Origin of the sequence: Isoptericola sp. NPDC019571 (assembly GCF_044389385.1) — a bacterium.
Classification (GTDB): domain Bacteria; phylum Actinomycetota; class Actinomycetes; order Actinomycetales; family Cellulomonadaceae; genus Isoptericola; species Isoptericola nanjingensis.
In genome coordinates, this window is sequence record NZ_JBIRXZ010000004.1 from 167388 (window position 1) to 185274 (window position 17887).

Sequence of the window (17887 nt, forward strand, 5' to 3'; positions counted from 1 at the left end):
CGGCGGCGCGGTCCGGGAGGGTCAGTGGTGTGCTGCGCCGCGGTGCTCGTGACCTGCCGCGTCGACATCGACATGGCGAGAACGAGCGGGTGGGACGTCGTCGACTCCGCCGAGGCTCCACGGGTTGCACCGCAGGATCCGCCACAGAGCGAGGCCGGTTCCCCGTAGCGTCCCGTGCGTACGGATCGCGATGATCGCGTACTGGGAGCACGACGGGTAGTACTTGCAGGTGGGCCCCGTCAGCGGGGAGATCACCGACTGGTAGACGCGCAGGACGCCGATGAGGACGGTCGCCGGGAGGTTCCGCAGCGCGTCGCGCCCGCGGTCGAACGTCGAGGCGGTCACGTCGTCCTCCGGGCGCGCGCGAGGGCGCGCTCGAGGCTGCTCGTGAGGTCCTTGTCGAGCTCCGCATAGGTGGCGCCGCTCGAGGCGGGCAGAGCGCGAACGACCATCCGGGACCCAGGGGGGATGGCGGGAAGGTGCGCCGCGGCGATGTGCCGCAGGCGGCGCTTCACCTGGTTCCGGTGCACGGCGTTCCCCACGGCCTTGGATACGACAAGACCGACCTGTGGCGGGGCATCGCCCGCGACAGCACCGACGCCGGCCTCAAGGCCGGCGTCGGGGTCGACGAGGAGATGCACCACCACGGTCGATCGACCTGCACGCGTGCCACGGCGCACCGTCCGTTCGAAGTCGACGGAACGGCGCAGTCGGTGCGCCGCGGGCAACATCCGTCAGGCAGAGAGCTCGGCGCGACCCTTGCGCCGACGGTTCGCCAGGATGGCGCGGCCGGCGCGGGTGCGCATGCGCAGCCGGAAGCCGTGGGTCTTGGCACGACGGCGGTTGTTCGGCTGGAAAGTCCGCTTGCTCACGAGGTACTCCAAGAAACGTCGGGGAGGCACACCGTCAGTTCCTCGACGATGCAGGTCTTGTCGCAGGTCGGGCTCGCGTACGAGACGTGGAAGCACCGACCGGGCCGACCCGAGGACCGGCAGCCCTATTAAGGGCGCGCGAAAGGACCTGGAACGGCTGTCCGACGTTACGCCGTGGAGGCCCCTCAGGTCAAACCCGCCCGGGGGCGACCCGGACCGGCTGGTGGCTACGATGTGGAGGACCTCACGCACCTCGGCGCGATGGCGCGCCGTTCGCCCGGTCCGGTCATCGCCCACAGCATTGTCCACAGGTTCCACAGCATGTGGACAACGCTGTGGACGGAGATCTGGCGTGGCAGACTCGCGACCTCGCTGACCATCCCGAACGACCCGAAGGACGACGCCCGTGGCCCAGCCGGACGAGAACATCACCGACGTCTGGGCACACACGCTCGCCACTCTCGAGGCACGGCCGGACATGAGCGCCCGGCAGCTCGCGTTCATCAAGCTCGCGAAGCCGATGGCCATCCTCGAGGACACCGTGTTCATCGCGGTGCCGCACGAGCAGACACGCGCCTACCTCGAGACCAGCGTGCGCGACCAGCTCGTGTCCGCGATGGCCTCCACGCTCGGGCGCGACATCCGCTTCGGCATCACCGTGGACCCGGAGCTGAGCAGCGACACCCTCACCGGACCGTCGCAGGACTACACGGCTCCCCCGGAGCCCGGCATCCCCGACGAGCCGGAGGCGCCCCCGCTGCCGCCGAGCCCCAAGCAGTCGGCCGAGCCGACCCGTCTCAACCCGAAGTACATCTTCGAGACCTTCGTCATCGGATCGTCCAACCGGTTCGCCCACGCCGCCGCCGTCGCCGTCGCCGAAGCCCCGGCCAAGGCGTACAACCCGCTGTTCATCTACGGCGACTCCGGGCTCGGCAAGACGCACCTGCTCCACGCCATCGGCCACTACGCCCACAACCTCTATCCCCATGTGCGCGTGCGGTACGTGAACTCGGAGGAGTTCACCAACGACTTCATCAACAGCATCGGCGAGGGGCGCGCCGGGGCCTTCCAGCGTCGCTACCGCGACGTCGACGTCCTCCTCATCGACGACATCCAGTTCCTCGAGGGCAAGGAACAGACGATGGAGGAGTTCTTCCACACCTTCAACGCCCTCCACAACGCGGACAAGCAGGTGGTAATCACCTCCGACGTCCCGCCCAAGCAGCTGAACGGCTTCGAGGACCGGCTGCGCTCGCGCTTCGAGTGGGGCCTCATCACGGACGTCCAGCCGCCGGACCTCGAGACCCGCATCGCGATCCTGCGCAAGAAGGCCGCGAGCGAGCGGCTCGACGTCCCTGCCGAGGTGCTCAGCTACATCGGCTCGCGCATCTCCACGAACATCCGCGAGCTCGAGGGGGCGCTCATCCGCGTCACGGCCTTCGCGAACCTCAACCGCCAGGCCGTGGACCTGGCCCTCGCGGAGATCGTCCTCAAGGACCTCATCACCGACGACGACACGCAGGAGATCACCCCGTCGATGGTGATCGCCCAGACGGCCGCCTACTTCGGGCTCACGATCGACGACCTGTGCGGTTCCTCCCGCTCGCGCGTGCTCGTCACCGCCCGTCAGATCGCCATGTACCTGTGCCGAGAGCTCACCGACCTGTCGTTGCCGAAGATCGGCCAGCAGTTCGGCGGCCGTGACCACACCACCGTGATGCACGCGAACAAGAAGATCGCGGGCCAGATGGCCGAGCGTCGTTCCACCTACAACCAGGTGACCGAGCTCACGAGCCGCATCAAGCAGCAGCACCGCGGCTGACCTCTTTCCGCACGACGAACCGCCTCACGGGCCCGACCACGCTCTCCACAGGGCTGTGGATCCGGGCCCGTCGGCGTCTCTCCACATGCCTGCCCACAGGGAGATGCCCGGAAACGGCCAGTTGCGCTGCATCTGTCCCCAGGCCTGTGGAGCAATACCGTGGACAAGCGGCGCTGCGCGGACACGGGAGAGATTCACACCTGTGGATAACTCTGTGGACGCGTGTGGACCACCGCGGCAGATCCGTGGACGACGACGCCCCGATCGGTGGACGGCTGTGGGTACAGATTCCGTCGCCCACAGGCACAAGGTGTTGTCCACAGCGGCGCCCCCACGGCCTCCACACCCTGAACAGCCCTCTGACCTGCACAAACGTCCGTCATCCCCAGATTCCACAACCCCGATGACGATGACGAACGTTTGAGCATCAAGAAATTCCCCACACCTTCATCAGGGCGGCGAGGCGATCCAGGGCGGTCCCGCCCCTCAGCCTGAGGATCACGTGCCGAAGAGCCCCTGTCTCGCGTAGGGTTTGGCTCGGACGACGAGGCAGGTCGGGTCATGACGACGGTCCGGGCCGGTCCCGGGCCACCGGCCCCACGCCCGCACGTCCGCTTCGATCGACAAGGGTCGACAACGCGAGGAGTGGGATGAAGTTCCGGGTTGAGCGTGACGTCCTGGCCGAGGCCGTGACCTGGACGGCGCGCACGCTCCCCACGCGCCCTCCGGCACCGGTGCTCGCGGGCGTACGCATCGAGGTCGACACGGCCGGCACGATCTGGCTGTCCAGCTTCGACTACGAGGTGTCCGCGCGGGCGGAGATCCCCGCCGAGGTCTCCGAGCCGGGGACGGTGCTCGTCTCAGGACGGCTGCTGGCCGAGATCTCCCGGGCCCTGCCCCACAAGCCTGTGGACGTCACCCTCGAGGGCACGAAGGTGGTCCTGACGTGCGGCGCCTCGCGCTTCACCCTGCTGACCATGCCGGTGGAGGACTACCCGACGCTGCCGCAGATGCCCGAGCTGAGCGGCACGGTGACCGGCGACGCGCTCACGCACGCCGTCGCCCAGGTCAGCGTGGCCGCGAGCCGCGACGACACGCTCCCCCTGCTCACCGGCGTGAGGATGGAGATCGAGGGCGAGCGCATCACCCTCATCGCCACCGACCGGTACCGCCTGGCACTGCGTGAGCTCACCTGGACGCCGGCCACGCCGGGCTACTCGGCCGTCGCGCTCGTGCGCGCCCGCACCCTGACCGACGTCGCGAAGTCGCTCGGTGGGGGCGGGGGCCTCGTCAACGTGGGCCTGTCCACGGGCCAGGGCGTCGACCTCATCGGCTTCGAGGCCGGCGGCCGCCACACGACGTCGCAGCTCGTCGACGGCGACTACCCGCCCGTGCGGCGTCTCTTCCCGGACGCGACGCCGATCCACGCCGTCGTCGCCACCGCGCCGCTCATCGAGGCCGCCAAGCGCGTGTCCCTCGTGGCGGAGCGCAACACGCCGATCCGGCTGTCGTTCACGGACGGTCAGGTCGTGCTCGACGCAGGGCAGGGCGACGACGCGCAGGCGTCCGAGGCCCTCGAGGCGGTGCTGGTGGGCGAGGACATCCAGGTCGCGTTCAACCCGCAGTTCCTGCTGGACGGGCTCGGGGCGCTCGGTACCGACTTCGTCCGGCTGTCGTTCACGCACCCGAACAAGCCTGTGGAGTTCACCGGCCAGGAGTCGCTCGACGGCGAGGACTCGTCGGAGTACCGCTACCTGCTCGTGCCGATCCGCTTCGCCGGCTGAGCTCGTCCCCGCCCGCTCGCCCGTACCGCACCCGGAGGAACCCATGGTCAGCCACATCGGACTCGTCGGTCTGGGCAAGATGGGCAACAACATGCGCGAGCGGCTGCGCCGCGGCGGCATCGAGGTCACCGGGTACGACCCGCGGCCCGAGGTGTCGGACGTCGCGTCGCTCGCGGACCTCGTGGCCGCGCTGCCCGCGGACCGTCGCGTCGTGTGGGTGATGGTGCCGGCCGGCGACCCGACGCGCGGCGTGGTGCAGGAGCTGGGCACGCTGCTGGGCGAGGGTGACGTCGTCGTCGAGGGCGGGAACTCGCACTACCCCGAGGACCAGGCGCGCGCGGCAGAGCTGGCCGAGCACGGTATCGGCTACGTCGACGTGGGCGTCTCCGGCGGCGTGTGGGGTCTGGAGAACGGGTACGGCCTGATGTGCGGCGGCGACCGCGCGCACGTCGAGACGCTCATGCCCGTCTTCGACGCGCTGCGGCCCGAGGGCCCCCGCGAGGAGGGTTTCGTGCACGCCGGCGAGGTGGGCGCGGGGCACTTCGCGAAGATGGTCCACAACGGCATCGAGTACGGCCTCATGCAGAGCTACGCGGAGGGCTACGAGCTGCTCGCCGCCAAGGACATCGTCACGGACGTGCACGGCACGATGAAGGCGTGGATGCGCGGCACGGTCGTGCGGTCGTGGCTGCTCGACCTCATGGTGAAGGCGCTCGAGGAGGACCCGGCGCTGGCGGCGATCGACGACTGGGTGGACGACTCGGGCGAGGGCCGCTGGACGGTCGACGAGGCCATCGACAACGCTGTGCCGCTGCCCGTGATCTCCGCGGCGCTGTTCGCGCGCTTCGCGTCCCGGCAGGACGAGTCCCCGGCGATGAAGGCCGTGGCCGCGCTGCGCCAGCAGTTCGGCGGGCACGCGGTCAAGCCCGCGCAGTGAGGCCGGCGGTGGCAGGCCGCCGAGCAGGGTAGATGTACGTCTCCCACCTCTCCCTCCTCGACTTCCGCTCGTACGCCGCGGCCGACGTCGAGCTCGAGCCTGGCCCGAACGCGTTCGTCGGGCGCAACGGCCAGGGCAAGACCAACCTCGTCGAGGCGATCGGCTACGTGGCGACCCTCGGCAGCCACCGGGTCGCGAACGACACTCCCCTCATCAAGGCGGGCGCGGAGCGGGCGGTGGTCCGGACGCGGATCGTGCGCGGGGACCGGGCGTCGACCGTCGAGCTGGAGATCACCGCCGGCAAGGCGAACCGGGCCCGCGTGAACCGTGGGCAGCTCGGACGGGCGCGTGACGTGCTCGGCATCCTGCGGACGGTGCTCTTCGCGCCGGAGGACCTCGCGCTCGTCAAGGGCGACCCCGACGGCCGGCGCCGCTTCCTCGACCAGCTGGTCGTGCAGCTCCTCCCCCGCGCTGCCGGCCTGCTGGGCGACTACGAGCGCGTGGTGCGGCAGCGGTCGGCGCTGCTCAAGTCGCTCCGCGGGGCGCGCCGGTCCGGCGCAGGCGCTGTGGACACCAGCACCCTCGAGGTCTGGGACGCCCGGGCGGCGCAGCTCGGCGGGCAGATCCTCGCGATGCGCCTCGCGCTGGTGGAGGCCCTGCGACCGCACGTCGCGGCCGCGTACGAGCAGGTCAGCGACGCCGACGGCGACGCGCAGCTCGCGTACCGCTCGAGCGTCCCCGGCGCCACGGACGGCGCGACGCCCGCCGCGGAGGACCTGGAGAAGGCGATACTCGCGGCGATGGCGGAGGCGCGTGCCCAGGAGCTGGAACGCGGCGTCAGCCTCGTCGGGCCGCACCGCGACGACCTGGTCCTCACCCTCGGTGGGCTGCCGGCCAAGGGGTACGCGAGCCACGGGGAGTCGTGGTCGTTCGCGCTGGCGCTGCGGCTCGCGTCGTACCGGCTGCTCGGCGGCGGCGACGACCCGGAGCACGTGCCGGACGCCGCGTTCTGGGACCCCGACCTCGACACGGACGCCGACCCCGTGCTGATCCTGGACGACGTGTTCGCCGAGCTGGACGTGCGACGTCGCGAGCGGCTGGCGGAGCTCGTCGCGCCGGCTCGCCAGGTGCTCGTCACGGCCGCCGTGCCCGACGACGTCCCGCCGGGGCTGCTCGGTGCGCGGTACGAGGTCACCCCCGGCCAGGTGCGTCGTGCGACGTGACGACGGCGCGACCGTCGAGGGCGACCTCCCCGAGGACGACGGGAGCACGGGCGGCCCGTCGTCCCGCGCCGAGGACCCGCGCCCGGTCACGGACCGCACCGAGCTGACGCCGCCGTCGGCGGTCGCGCGAGAGGCCCTCAACCGCGCGAAGGCGGCGGCGCGGGCCAAGGGACTCCGGCCCGGCTCGCCGGCGCGCCGCTCCCCCCTCGCAGAGCCACGTCTGTCCGGGCAGGGGCCCGGCGCCCGCGACCCGCAGCTCCTGTCGGAGGTGCTGGGGCGCCTCATGCGGGACAAGGGGTGGACGGCGGACGTGTCCGTCGGCGGCGTGATCGGGCGCTGGCGCGAGGTGGTGGGCGACCAGGTCGCCGACCACTGTCAGCCGGAGACCTTCGAGCAGAAGGTGCTCGTGGTGCGGGCCGACTCGACCGCCTGGGCCACGCAGGTGAGGCTGCTGGTGCCGACCCTGCTCCGCCGGCTCGAGGAAGAGGTCGGCGAGGGCGTCGTCGAGCAGGTCACCGTGCTCGGGCCCGCCGGGCCGGGCTTTCGCCGCGGACGACGCACGGTGCGCGGCCCGGGACCGCGCGACACGTACGGCTGAGGGTTCGGGACCGCGCGGACATGACGACGGGGCCCGGCCGCTGGTGCGGCCGGGCCCCGTCGTCGTGCTCGCGAGACGTCAGTGCTGGATGCGGCGACGCAGCCAGAACAGCACGCCGCCGCCGACGATCAGCAGCGCGGCGATCCCGGCGAAGACGCCGACCGTCGCACCCGTCTGCGGGAGCTCGTCGGCCGTCTCCGCCGCGGCCGGCGGGACCTCGGCGTCGTCCGCGACGACGTCCACGTCCGCGCCGCCGGCGCCGACCGGGTTGGCGCACTCGGTGCTCGCCTCCGGGTAGCTCACGAGCTGCGAGTACTCGGGGTTGACCTCGAAGAGCACCTCGACGCCCTCACGGGTCCAGGCGTAGTTGCCGTCCGTCTCGGCGTAGGAGCCGTCGTCCTGCTGCTCCCAGCCCGGCCACTGCTTCGGCGCCGTGTCCGAGGCACCCGGCCACAGCAGCTGGCCCTCCAGCGGCTGGTCGGTGGCGACGTAGTTCTCGCCACCCTCCGGGTGGATGAACGTGATGGTCAGCGGGGTCTCGTCGTCGACCTCGATGCCCTCGGGCAGCGAGACGCCGTAGTCGAGGTAGGGCGTGTCGCCCACGCACACGGCACCGATGTCACCCGGGATCAGCGCGCACGACTCCTCCGACGGGACGAGCTGCTCGATCGGGAAGATCACGTCGCCACCCTCGGTGCGGGTGTAGCCGCCCAGGTCGTCGCCGAACGTGCGTCCCTCGGTCGGCACCGCGAGCACGCCCTGCTCGGTGGTCAGGTAGGTGACGTCCGCGGTGTCCGCGGGGAGGATGACGTCCGACGCGACCGCGCCGCAGACGTCGAGGGCGTCCGGGGCCTGCGGGACGACGGTCTGAGGCTCCTCGACGACCGGGACCTCCGGCTCGGTCGGGGTGGCGCAGTCCTCGGCGGACGGCAGCTCGATGCCGAAGTCGCTGAGCTCCTGGTGCTGCCAGTCGACCAGGTGCCCGTCCATGGACGAGCCGTCGGGGTAGGTGATCGTCTCCGGCATCGTGTACTCGTCCACGCCGCCGCGCACCAGGTCCTGCTGGATGCCCCACCCGGTGCACAGGTCGATGTCGTCGAGCGCGTCCGTCTCCGGGAGCTCGGTGTACCAGTGCTGGTCGTTCTTGAGCTCGTCCTCGGGAACGGTGAGCGGCGTCGTGCCGAGGAGCTGCTGCTCGCCGGAGTTCTCCCACGCGGCGGGCTTGTCCTTGTCGAGCTTCGGGTACAGGTAGATGCCGACCTGGACGTCGGTGACCTCCGGAGCCGGGCACGCCTTGGTGCTCTCGCCGTAGGACCAGTCGTACTGGGTGCCGTTGTGGCCGTCCCATGCATCGACCTCGACGGTCCACCGGGAACTGCCGGAGATGTCGATCTTGTCGTTGTGGTACCCGGTCCCGAAGGACTCCTCGACCACGGTCTTGTCGTCGACCTTCACCTTCACGGTGTTGGTCCGGCCGTCGTGGCCGTTGGCGTATGCCGCCAGGTTCACGGTGAGCGTGTCGCAAGTGGCCGACGCTCCGGGGGTGTGGGCGGAGGCCGGCGCCGCGGTGGCGACGAGCATCCCTCCGACGGCGAGCGTCGTCGCGGCGACGCCGGCCAGAGTCCTCTTCACTGTGGGGTTGTCCCTTCGGTGGTGACCGGTGCACGGGCGCGCGCCAGTCGACGTGCGAAACGGGGAGTCGTGGGGTAGTACACCAGTTTTTGGAGTAAATCGGGAGAGCCGTTGATAACGGTCAGAGCACAAAAAACCGACGTTCCGGAAGAGCCGCTCCGATCACCCCCCCAACTGTGGACAACCTTGGGGACAAGCCTGTGGACAAGGCTGTGGAGAGCGCGCTTTCCACGACCTGTGGACAACGTGTGCGGAACTTCCCTCCAGCGGCGTCAATCCGCCGTTTCCTTGCCTCCGGCAGGTAGACTGGGACGGTCATTCCGGGTCGTGCTGCGACCTCTCGCACGGCTCGGTCGAGCGCAGCCCGGAACCTGAGAGCCGCGCCGCCTGCACACCGCACGAAGCGTCGGCGCGTGCACGACGACCGAGGAGCAGCTCCGCCTGTGGCAGACCGAACCGACACCCCCCGTCCCGACACTGTCGCCAACGGAGCCAACGAAGCAGCCGGACCGGGGAACGGGTACGACGCCGGCAACATCACCGTCCTGGAGGGCCTCGAGGCCGTCCGCAAGCGCCCGGGCATGTACATCGGCTCCACGGGCGAGCGGGGCCTGCACCACCTGGTCTACGAGATTGTGGACAACTCTGTGGACGAGGCCCTCGCGGGTCACGCCGACAGCGTCGAGGTGACCCTCCTCGCCGACGGCGGTGTCCGGGTCCGCGACAACGGCCGAGGCATCCCCGTCGCGATGCACCCCACCGAGGGCAAGCCCACGCTCGAGGTCGTCATGACGATCCTGCACGCGGGCGGCAAGTTCGGTGGCGGCGGCTACGCCGTCTCCGGCGGGCTGCACGGCGTGGGCATGTCGGTCGTGAACGCGCTGTCCACCCGCTTCGTGTCCCAGGTGAAGCGCGACGGCTTCCACTGGCAGCAGGAGTACCGCGACGGCGGCGAGCCCGTCACCGAGGTGCAGAAGCTCGAGCCGCTGGCCGAGGGCGAGGCCACCGGGACCACGCAGACGTTCTGGGCCGACGACTCGATCTTCGAGACCACGGAGTACGACTTCGAGACGCTGCGCTCGCGCTTCCAGCAGTACGCCTTCCTCAACAAGGGCCTGAAGATCACGCTGCGCGACGAGCGCGCCGGTCACGCCGTCGCGGACGACGAGGTCGCGGGCCGGGCCCCGGACGGCGCGGACACCGACGTCACGGCCGCCGACGGTGCCGCCGACGTCGAGGACGCGAACCCCGTCCGTACGGTGACGTACCGCTACGACAACGGCCTCACGGACTACGTGGCGCACATCAACGCGGCCAAGAAGTCCGAGCTCATCCACCCCGAGATCATCGACGTGGAGTCGGAGGACACGGAGCGGAAGATCTCGGTCGAGATCGCGATGCAGTGGACCAGCGCGTACAGCGAGTCGGTGCACACGTTCGCGAACACGATCTCGACCACCGAGGGCGGCACGCACGAGGAGGGCTTCCGTGCGGCGCTCACCACCCTGGTGAACAGCTACGCCCGCGACAAGCAGATCATCAAGGAGAAGGACGACAACCTCACGGGCGACGACATCCGCGAGGGCCTCACCGCCGTCATCTCCGTCAAGCTCGGCGAGCCCCAGTTCGAGGGCCAGACCAAGACGAAGCTCGGCAACACCGAGGCGAAGACGTTCGTGCAGCGCGTGGTGCGCGAGAAGCTCGTGGACTGGTTCGACGCCCACCCGACCGAGGCGCGCGACATCATCCGCAAGGCCATCCAGGCGTCGCAGGCCCGCATCGCGGCCCGCAAGGCGCGCGAGGCCACGCGACGCAAGGGGATCCTCAGCTCGGGCGGGATGCCCGGCAAGCTCAAGGACTGCCAGTCGAACCGCGCCGAGGACTGCGAGGTCTACATCGTCGAGGGCGACTCGGCCGGCGGCTCCGCCGTCCGTGGTCGCAACCCGCACAACCAGGCGATCCTGCCGCTGCGCGGCAAGATCCTCAACGTCGAGCGGGCCCGGCTGGACAAGGCTCTCTCCAACCAGGAGATCCAGTCCCTCATCACGGCGTTCGGCACGGGCATCGGGGAGGACTTCGACATCTCGAAGCTCCGGTACCACAAGATCGTGCTGATGGCCGACGCCGACGTCGACGGCCAGCACATCTGCACGCTGCTGCTCACCCTGCTGTTCCGCTACATGCGCCCGCTCATCGAGCACGGCCACGTGTACCTGGCGCAGCCGCCCCTGTACCGGCTCAAGTGGTCGAACGCGCCGCACGACTACGTGTACTCCGACCGTGAGCGGGACGCGTTCCTCAAGGAGGGCCTGGCGGCCGGCAAGCGGATCCCCAAGGAGAACGGCATCCAGCGCTACAAGGGCCTGGGCGAGATGGACTACACCGAGCTCTGGGACACCACCATGGACCCGGAGCACCGCACGCTGCTGCAGGTGACCATGGACGACGCGGCTGCGGCCGACGAGATCTTCTCGGTGCTCATGGGCGAGGACGTCGAGTCCCGCCGCAGCTTCATCCAGCGCAACGCCAAGGACGTCCGTTTCCTCGACATCTAGCGGCGGACGACGACGTCGTACAACCCGTACGCACGTCGTTGTACACCAGCCGAGCATGATCTCGAGGACGACGGAACCCGCGCCCCGGCGGCGCAGGACAGGAAGAAGGTAGACGGTGACGGACGAGACCCCCGGTCCCGACATGACGGACGGCGCCCCGGACGGCGAGGCGATCGACACGACCGACGGTGCGGTGACGGTGCAGCACGGCCGCATCGACCAGGTGGACCTGCAGCTGGAGATGCAGCGCAGCTACCTCGACTACGCGATGAGCGTCATCGTCGGTCGCGCGCTCCCCGACGTGCGGGACGGCCTCAAGCCGGTGCACCGCCGCGTGCTCTACGCGATGTACGACGGCGGCTACCGCCCCGACCGCGCGTACTCGAAGTGCTCGCGCGTCGTGGGCGACGTCATGGGCAAGTTCCACCCGCACGGTGACACGGCGATCTACGACACCCTCGTGCGCCTGGTGCAGGACTGGGTGCTGCGGTACCCGCTCGTCGCCGGGCAGGGGAACTTCGGCTCGCCCGGCAACGACCCGGCCGCCGCTCCCCGGTACACCGAGTGCCGCATGGCCCCGCTGGCCATGGAGATGGTCCGGGACATCGAGAAGAACACGGTCGACTTCCAGGACAACTACGACGGCCGCACGCAGGAGCCCGTCGTCCTGCCCGCCCGCTTCCCGAACCTCCTGGTCAACGGCTCCGCCGGCATCGCGGTGGGCATGGCGACCAACATCCCGCCGCACAACCTGCGCGAGGTCGCCGAGGGCGTGCGCTGGCACCTCGCCAACCCGGACGCGTCGCGCGAGGAGCTCCTCGCCGCACTGATGCTCCGGATCAAGGGACCGGACTTCCCGACCGGCGCCACGATCCTCGGCACCAAGGGCATCGAGGAGGCGTACCGCACCGGCCGCGGTTCCATCACGATGCGTGCCGTCGTGAACGTCGAGGAGATCCAGAACCGGATCTGCCTCGTCATCACCGAGCTGCCCTACCAGGTCAACCCGGACAACCTGGCCAGCAAGATCGCGGACCTCGTCAACGACGGGAAGCTCGCCGGCATCGCGGACATCCGCGACGAGACGTCGGGCCGCACCGGCCAGCGCCTCGTCATCGTGCTCAAGCGCGACGCGATCGCCAAGGTCGTGCTGAACAACCTGTACAAGCACACGCCGCTGCAGTTCAGCTTCGGCGCGAACATGGTGGCGCTCGTCGACGACGTGCCGCGCACGCTCAGCCTCGACGCCTTCGTGCGGCACTGGACCACGCACCAGATCGAGGTCGTGCGTCGTCGCACCGAGTACCTGCTGGCCGAGGCCGAGCGTCAGATCCACATCCTGCGCGGCTACCTCAAGGCCCTCGACGCGCTGGACGAGGTCATCGCACTCATCCGCCGCTCCCCCGACGTCGAGGAGGCCCGCACCGGCCTCATGGAGCTGCTCGACGTCGACGAGCAGCAGGCCAACGCGATCCTGGCCCTGCAGCTGCGCCGTCTCGCGGCCCTCGAGCGGCAGAAGATCATCGACGAGCACGACGGCCTGCAGCGCGAGATCGAGGACTACAAGGACATCCTCGCGAAGCCGGAGCGCCAGCGGACCATCGTCCAGGACGAGCTCGACGACATCGTGGCCCGCTACGGCGACGAGCGGCGCACCACGGTGCTGCCGTTCGACGGCGACATGTCGGTCGAGGACCTCATCCCCGAGGAGGAGGTCGTCGTCACGATCACGCGCGGCGGGTACGCCAAGCGCACGCGCTCGGACAGCTACCGGGCGCAGCGGCGCGGCGGCAAGGGCGTGCGCGGCGCCGCGCTGCGCGAGGACGACATCGTCGAGCACTTCTTCGTCACGACGACGCACCACTGGCTGCTGTTCTTCACGAACCTGGGCCGCGTGTACCGCGCCAAGGGCTACGAGCTGCCCGAGGGCGGTCGCGACGCCAAGGGCCAGCACGTGGCGAACATGCTGGCGTTCCAGCCCGGCGAGCACATCGCGCAGGTGCTCGACCTGCCGGACTACGAGGCCGCGGACTACCTGGTGCTCGCCACGCGCCGCGGGCTCGTGAAGAAGACCCGCCTCGGCGAGTACAACTCGCCGCGCTCGGGCGGCCTCATCGCGATCAACCTGCGCGAGGACGACGAGGGGCATCCCGACGAGCTCGTCGCGGCGCGCCTCGTGAACGCGGACGACCACCTCATCCTCGTGTCCCGCAAGGGCCAGTCGATCCGCTTCCCCGCCGACGACGACACGCTGCGCCCGATGGGCCGTGCGACGTCCGGCGTCACCGGCATGAAGTTCCGCGAGGAGGACGAGCTGCTCAACGCGGACGTCGTCACGCCGGGGACGGACCTGTTCGTCGTGACCGAGGGCGGCTTCGCGAAGCGCACCGCGATCACGGAGTACCGCGTCCAGGGTCGCGCCGGCTACGGCATCAAGGTCGCCAACCTGGTCGAGGCTCGTGGAGACCTCGTGGGGGCCTTGGTCACGGAGGCGGACGACGAGGTGCTGGTCATCATGGAGCGTGGCAAGATCGTGCGCTCGGCGGTCGCGGAGGTGAACCTCACCGGCCGCACCACGCAGGGCGTGACGTTCGCCAAGCCCGACCGCGGGGACCGCATCATCGCCGTCGCCCGCAACGTCGAACGTCGGGACGTCGACGAGGCAAGCGGCGACGAGTCGGTTAGCGTGGACGAGCAGGCCGCCGACGAGCAGACCACGAGCGGGGACGAGGACTGATGACGGAGAACAGCGCGTCGACCCGGGCGTCGGCGCCTCCCACGCGGGAGGCGGAGATCGACGAGTCGACCCACCGCCGCAGCCCGGCAGCGGGCGCGGCACCGATCGGCGTCGTCCGCGTCGGCGAGGTGCCGGCCCCGCCCGCCCCACCGGTCGCCGCCCCGGCGCCCGGTCCCTCGGTCGCCCCGGACGGCACCGCCGTCCAGGGCGCGTCGCCCGTCAAGGAGGGCGCGGTGAAGGCGGCCGCCGCCGCGCTCGCCGCCGCACGGAGCGCGGCGAAGAAGGTCCAGTCGGTCATGCCGGACGCCCAGGGCAAGGGGCAGGACGGCGCAGGCAGCACGAGCGGCACGGGCACGACCAAGAGCGCCGCGAAGCCCGCCGAGCCGCGCCCGGAGATGCACTACTCGGCCGGCGGCGTGCACGGGACGGCAGCCCCCGCCGCCGCGGCTCCCGTGGGGAGCCCGATGGTCGGGGCCGTCCAGCCCGGTGCCGGCGCGCGCCGCGTGCGGCTGTCGGTCTCCCGGGTCGACCCGTGGTCGATCATGAAGCTCGCGTTCCTGCTGTCCGTCGCGATCGGCTTCATCACCGTCGTCGCGACGATGGTGGTCTGGTACGTGCTCAACGACATGGGCACGTTCGCGAAGATCCAGGGCTTCCTGAGCGAGACGATCGGCCCGCAGGCCGTGAACCTCATGCAGTTCATCGAGTTCGACCGCGTCGTCTCGTTGTCGGTGCTGATCGCCATCGTCAACGTGGTGCTGCTGACCGCGCTCGCCACGATCATGGCCATCCTGTACAACATCACGGCCGCACTCGTCGGCGGCGTGCACCTCACGCTGACGGACGAATGAACCCCGTCCCGACCGGGACCGACGTCACACCGCGTGACGGCTCTCCCGGTTTGGGAACGGACCCGCGCGTACGGTAATGTTCCGTGCTGCACGCGCTCCCTCGTGGGGGCGCGCTCGGGGCTATAGCTCAGACGGTTAGAGCGCTTCCCTGATAAGGAAGAGGTCGGAGGTTCAAGTCCTCCTAGCCCCACTCCAGGCCACCTCAGGCCCGGGCCCGAGACGCACGACGACGGTCGTGACGAGGAGGCAGAAGATGAAGAAGCTGTTCGTCCTCCTGATCGCGCTGGGCGCGGGATACCTGGTCTGGCGCCGTCTCAACGAGGACTCGGCCGACCGGGACCTGTGGTCCGAGGTCACCGACACCATCGACTGAGGACGCCCGGCCCGTCTGACGAGGCCGCCAGGGGCCATGGCGCAATTGGTAGCGCACCTGCTTTGCAAGCAGGGGGTTAGGGGTTCGAGTCCCCTTGGCTCCACCACCGAAGACCCCGTACGCCCGTCGGCGTGCGGGGTCTCGTCGTTCGGCGACGAGCGCGCCCGGAGGTGTTGAGCTCAGGCGCCCGGTCCCGCATGGTGGATGGTGGGCCGCCGATCGGCCGGCCGTCACGACGAGGGGGTCACGATGACGCTCTACCTGCTGTCCGTGCCGCACGACTCCGAGAGCGAACCCACGATGGCGACGATGGACCCGGCGGAGCTGGAGGCGACGCTCGCGGCGGTGGGCGCCTTCAACGAGTCGCTGGAGGCCGCGGACGCGCTCCGGTTCGCCGGCGGGCTGCACCCGCCGAGCACGGCCACGACGATCGACGGTTCCGGTGAGCCGGCGACCGTCTCCCCCGGTCCGTTCGTGGAGGCCCCGGAGTACCTCGGCGGCCTCTGGGTGATCGAGGCGGCGGACGACGCCGCGGCCATCGCGTGGGGCACGCTGGCGGCCGAGGCGCTCGGCGGCCGGGTCGAGGTCCGCGCCTTCCAGGACGTGCCGCAGGTCTGAGCCCGGGGACGCCGCAGGGCCCCGTCCCTGTGGACGAGGCCCTGCGGTGATCGGTGCGGTGCCGTCCCGGGACGGCGAGCTGGTCAGGCCTTGTCGCCCTCACCCGCATCCTTCGCGGCGTCGGCGACGTCCCCGGCGGCGTCCTCCGTCTTGCGGGCGGCGGAGCGCGTACGGTTCGTGGCCTTCTTGGCGGCGTCGGTCGCCTTGTCCTTGGCCTTGTCCACGGCCTCGGTGACCTCCTCGCCGAGCTCGGCGGCCTTCTCGGAGGCGCGCTCGGCGGCCTCGCGACCCTTCGCGACGGCGTGCCCCGCGGCCTCGCCGACGGCCTCCGCCGCGTCGGCGACGGCGTGCCGCGCGTCTCGCGCCGCGCCGTCGTAGTCGGGTCCGGACTGCTGCTCCCAGGGCTCGGCCCACGGGTCGTTCTGCGGCTGGGCCCGGCGCCAGAAGGCGTAGCCGGCCACGGCCGCCCCGGCGAGCGCGAGGAACCAGAACAGCCCCTTGCCCTTGCCGGACTTCTCGGCCTCCTTGGCGGCCTTCTCCGCCGCCTTCTCGGCGGCGGCCTGGGCCTTGGCGGCCTCCTTGGCCGCCTTCTTCGCGGCCTTCTTGCCCGCACGACCGGCCTTCTCCGCGGCGTCGCGCGCGGCGTCCGCCGCCAGGACACCGGCCGCACCCGCGGCCGCCCCGGCGCGCGTCGCGGCCTCGTTGAACGCGGAGACGACCCGCGGCAGGTAGTCGTCCACGATCTTGTCGTGCGCGGTGTCCACGAGCGGGCCCGCCTTGTCGGCGGCCTTCTCGACCCGCGGCGCCGCCGCGAGCACGCTCTCGCGCCACGCCTTCTCGGCGCGTGGCACGAGCCACTCGAGGAAGGAGTCGACGCGCGGCTCGGCCCAGTCCTTGGCCTGGTTCGCGGCGTCCTTCGCCCCACCGGCGGCCCGGGCGCCGACGTCGACCAGGACGGCGGCCGCCTCGGTCGCGGAGCCCTTGAGCTTCTCGGTGTCGATGTCGTTGATCGTCGAGCTCACCTTGTCGGAGACCTTCGAGGAGAGCTTCTCGGCCTGGTCCTTGGCAGCGTCCTTGACGCTGTCGCCCACGTTCTTTCGCACCATGGACCCACTGTGCCACCAGGTGCCCTGGCCTGCAGCGCTACGCGCGGGCCGCGTCGTGAGAGTCCAGGGAAGGGAGAGTGAGAGGATGAGGGCATGTTCGCAACCCTCCACACCACCGCCGGTGACATCCGCATCGAGCTGCTGCCGAACCACGCGCCCAAGACCGTCGCGAACTTCGTCGGGCTGGCCAAGGGCACCACGACGTGGACGGACCCGGCCACGGGCGCCGAGCGCAACGACCCCCTGTACGACGGCGTGATCTTCCACCGCGTCATCGACAACTTCATGATCCAGGGCGGGGACCCGCTGGGTACCGGCACCGGTGGCCCCGGCTACACCTTCGACGACGAGATCCACCCCGAGCTCCAGTTCGACGACAAGTACATCCTCGCGATGGCGAACGCCGGCAAGCGCCGCAACCCCGTCACGGGCGCCGTCGAGGGCACCAACGGCTCGCAGTTCTTCATCACCACCGGCGCCACGCCGTGGCTGAACGGCAAGCACAGCATCTTCGGCAAGGTGGCCGACGACGAGTCGCGCGCCGTCGTCGACGCGATCGGCACCACGCCGACCCGCCCCGGCGACCGTCCCGTCCAGGACATCGTCATCAACAGCGTGACCATCGAGGACTGAGCTCCGGTCCAGGTCACGGTCGGGGTCGAGAATCTCGACGCAGTCCCGTTCACGCGCCCCCAGGGGGCGCGCCACGTCGGGAAAGAGCGTACTGCGACGAGATTCTCGACCCCGACCTCTCTCTCGCCTCACGGAGGGCTGACCCA

16 protein-coding genes and 2 tRNA genes are annotated in these 17887 nt (G+C 70.6%); 13 read left to right on the top strand and 5 right to left on the bottom strand.

The window, feature by feature from the left end; genetic code table 11:
• Nucleotides 1-21: 21 nt before the first annotated feature.
• From yidD to rpmH, 3 genes are read right to left on the bottom strand one after another with little or no spacing between them, the layout of a single operon-like run.
• Nucleotides 22-345: a membrane protein insertion efficiency factor YidD gene (gene yidD / locus ACH443_RS08935; RefSeq protein WP_429762812.1), complete on the bottom strand. Its 324-nt coding sequence runs from the start codon at nucleotides 343-345 to the stop codon at nucleotides 22-24.
• A complete protein-coding gene (rnpA, locus tag ACH443_RS08940) occupies nucleotides 342-731 on the bottom strand; it encodes a ribonuclease P protein component (RefSeq protein ID WP_430555611.1) in 390 nt (129 codons plus the stop codon). Before rnpA ends, yidD begins: the two co-directional genes overlap by 4 nt.
• 3 nt (nucleotides 732-734) lie before the next feature.
• Nucleotides 735-872: a 50S ribosomal protein L34 gene (rpmH, locus tag ACH443_RS08945; RefSeq protein ID WP_013840089.1), complete on the bottom strand. Its 138-nt coding sequence runs from the start codon at nucleotides 870-872 to the stop codon at nucleotides 735-737.
• Nucleotides 873-1278: 406 nt separating this feature from the next.
• Here rpmH and dnaA point away from each other — a divergent pair, with 406 nt between their 5' ends.
• The 5 genes from dnaA (at nucleotide 1279) to ACH443_RS08970 (ending at nucleotide 7236) form a co-directional block, all read left to right on the top strand.
• The gene (gene dnaA, locus ACH443_RS08950; protein WP_429762809.1) at nucleotides 1279-2694 is read left to right on the top strand and encodes a chromosomal replication initiator protein DnaA; all 1416 of its coding nucleotides are present in this window, start codon (nucleotides 1279-1281) and stop codon (nucleotides 2692-2694) included.
• Nucleotides 2695-3344: 650 nt separating this feature from the next.
• Nucleotides 3345-4478: a DNA polymerase III subunit beta gene (gene dnaN / locus ACH443_RS08955; RefSeq protein ID WP_430555612.1), complete on the top strand. Its 1134-nt coding sequence runs from the start codon at nucleotides 3345-3347 to the stop codon at nucleotides 4476-4478.
• A 43-nt stretch (nucleotides 4479-4521) separates the two neighbouring features.
• Nucleotides 4522-5415, top strand: a complete 894-nt coding sequence (gene gnd / locus ACH443_RS08960) for a phosphogluconate dehydrogenase (NAD(+)-dependent, decarboxylating) (protein ID WP_429762807.1) — start codon at nucleotides 4522-4524, stop codon at nucleotides 5413-5415.
• Between the two features lie 32 nt (nucleotides 5416-5447).
• On the top strand, nucleotides 5448-6638 hold the full coding sequence (gene recF / locus ACH443_RS08965) for a DNA replication/repair protein RecF (protein ID WP_429762806.1): 1191 nt from the start codon (nucleotides 5448-5450) through the stop codon (nucleotides 6636-6638).
• A 103-nt stretch (nucleotides 6639-6741) separates the two neighbouring features.
• Nucleotides 6742-7236, top strand: coding sequence for a DUF721 domain-containing protein (locus tag ACH443_RS08970; protein WP_429763208.1), 495 nt, complete (start codon nucleotides 6742-6744; stop codon nucleotides 7234-7236).
• A 78-nt stretch (nucleotides 7237-7314) separates the two neighbouring features.
• Here the strand turns inward: ACH443_RS08970 and ACH443_RS08975 are convergent, their stop codons facing one another.
• Nucleotides 7315-8868: an LPXTG cell wall anchor domain-containing protein gene (locus tag ACH443_RS08975; protein WP_429762805.1), complete on the bottom strand. Its 1554-nt coding sequence runs from the start codon at nucleotides 8866-8868 to the stop codon at nucleotides 7315-7317.
• A 443-nt stretch (nucleotides 8869-9311) separates the two neighbouring features.
• Between ACH443_RS08975 and gyrB the strand changes: the two genes are divergently transcribed.
• From gyrB to ACH443_RS09010, 7 genes are all read left to right on the top strand, one after another.
• The gene (gyrB, locus tag ACH443_RS08980) at nucleotides 9312-11423 is read left to right on the top strand and encodes a DNA topoisomerase (ATP-hydrolyzing) subunit B (protein WP_430590094.1); all 2112 of its coding nucleotides are present in this window, start codon (nucleotides 9312-9314) and stop codon (nucleotides 11421-11423) included.
• Nucleotides 11424-11538: 115 nt separating this feature from the next.
• Nucleotides 11539-14160 (top strand): DNA gyrase subunit A, encoded by a 2622-nt coding sequence (gene gyrA / locus ACH443_RS08985; RefSeq protein ID WP_430555615.1) that lies wholly within the window; start codon nucleotides 11539-11541, stop codon nucleotides 14158-14160.
• Nucleotides 14160-15011: a DUF3566 domain-containing protein gene (locus ACH443_RS08990; RefSeq protein ID WP_430590095.1), complete on the top strand. Its 852-nt coding sequence runs from the start codon at nucleotides 14160-14162 to the stop codon at nucleotides 15009-15011. Before gyrA ends, ACH443_RS08990 begins: the two co-directional genes overlap by 1 nt.
• Before the next feature lie 116 nt (nucleotides 15012-15127).
• A tRNA-Ile gene (locus ACH443_RS08995) sits at nucleotides 15128-15201 on the top strand.
• Nucleotides 15202-15264: 63 nt separating this feature from the next.
• On the top strand, nucleotides 15265-15384 hold the full coding sequence (locus tag ACH443_RS09000; RefSeq protein ID WP_430590096.1) for a DLW-39 family protein: 120 nt from the start codon (nucleotides 15265-15267) through the stop codon (nucleotides 15382-15384).
• A gap of 30 nt (nucleotides 15385-15414) precedes the next feature.
• Nucleotides 15415-15490: transfer RNA gene (locus ACH443_RS09005), tRNA-Ala, on the top strand.
• A gap of 143 nt (nucleotides 15491-15633) precedes the next feature.
• Nucleotides 15634-16002: a YciI family protein gene (locus ACH443_RS09010; protein ID WP_430590097.1), complete on the top strand. Its 369-nt coding sequence runs from the start codon at nucleotides 15634-15636 to the stop codon at nucleotides 16000-16002.
• Nucleotides 16003-16085: 83 nt separating this feature from the next.
• Here the strand turns inward: ACH443_RS09010 and ACH443_RS09015 are convergent, their stop codons facing one another.
• Entirely contained in the window at nucleotides 16086-17108 is a 1023-nt protein-coding gene (locus ACH443_RS09015; protein ID WP_429762800.1) for a hypothetical protein, read from the bottom strand.
• A gap of 93 nt (nucleotides 17109-17201) precedes the next feature.
• On the opposite strand from ACH443_RS09015, the gene ACH443_RS09020 reads away from it, so the two are divergent.
• A complete protein-coding gene (locus ACH443_RS09020) occupies nucleotides 17202-17741 on the top strand; it encodes a peptidylprolyl isomerase (protein WP_429762799.1) in 540 nt (179 codons plus the stop codon).
• Nucleotides 17742-17887 lie beyond the last annotated feature (146 nt).

What these genes read in the sequence shown, in the direction of transcription:
- rnpA (WP_430555611.1), bottom strand. Translation starts at nt 731, where the DNA reads ATGTTGCCCGCGGCGCACCGACTGCGCCGTTCCGTCGACTTCGAACGG.
- dnaN (WP_430555612.1), top strand. Translation starts at nt 3,345, where the DNA reads ATGAAGTTCCGGGTTGAGCGTGACGTCCTGGCCGAGGCCGTGACCTGG.
- gnd (WP_429762807.1), top strand. Translation starts at nt 4,522, where the DNA reads ATGGTCAGCCACATCGGACTCGTCGGTCTGGGCAAGATGGGCAACAAC.
- recF (WP_429762806.1), top strand. Translation starts at nt 5,448, where the DNA reads ATGTACGTCTCCCACCTCTCCCTCCTCGACTTCCGCTCGTACGCCGCG.
- ACH443_RS08990 (WP_430590095.1), top strand. Translation starts at nt 14,160, where the DNA reads ATGACGGAGAACAGCGCGTCGACCCGGGCGTCGGCGCCTCCCACGCGG.
- ACH443_RS09000 (WP_430590096.1), top strand. Translation starts at nt 15,265, where the DNA reads ATGAAGAAGCTGTTCGTCCTCCTGATCGCGCTGGGCGCGGGATACCTG.
- ACH443_RS09010 (WP_430590097.1), top strand. Translation starts at nt 15,634, where the DNA reads ATGACGCTCTACCTGCTGTCCGTGCCGCACGACTCCGAGAGCGAACCC.
- ACH443_RS09015 (WP_429762800.1), bottom strand. Translation starts at nt 17,108, where the DNA reads ATGGTGCGAAAGAACGTGGGCGACAGCGTCAAGGACGCTGCCAAGGAC.
- ACH443_RS09020 (WP_429762799.1), top strand. Translation starts at nt 17,202, where the DNA reads ATGTTCGCAACCCTCCACACCACCGCCGGTGACATCCGCATCGAGCTG.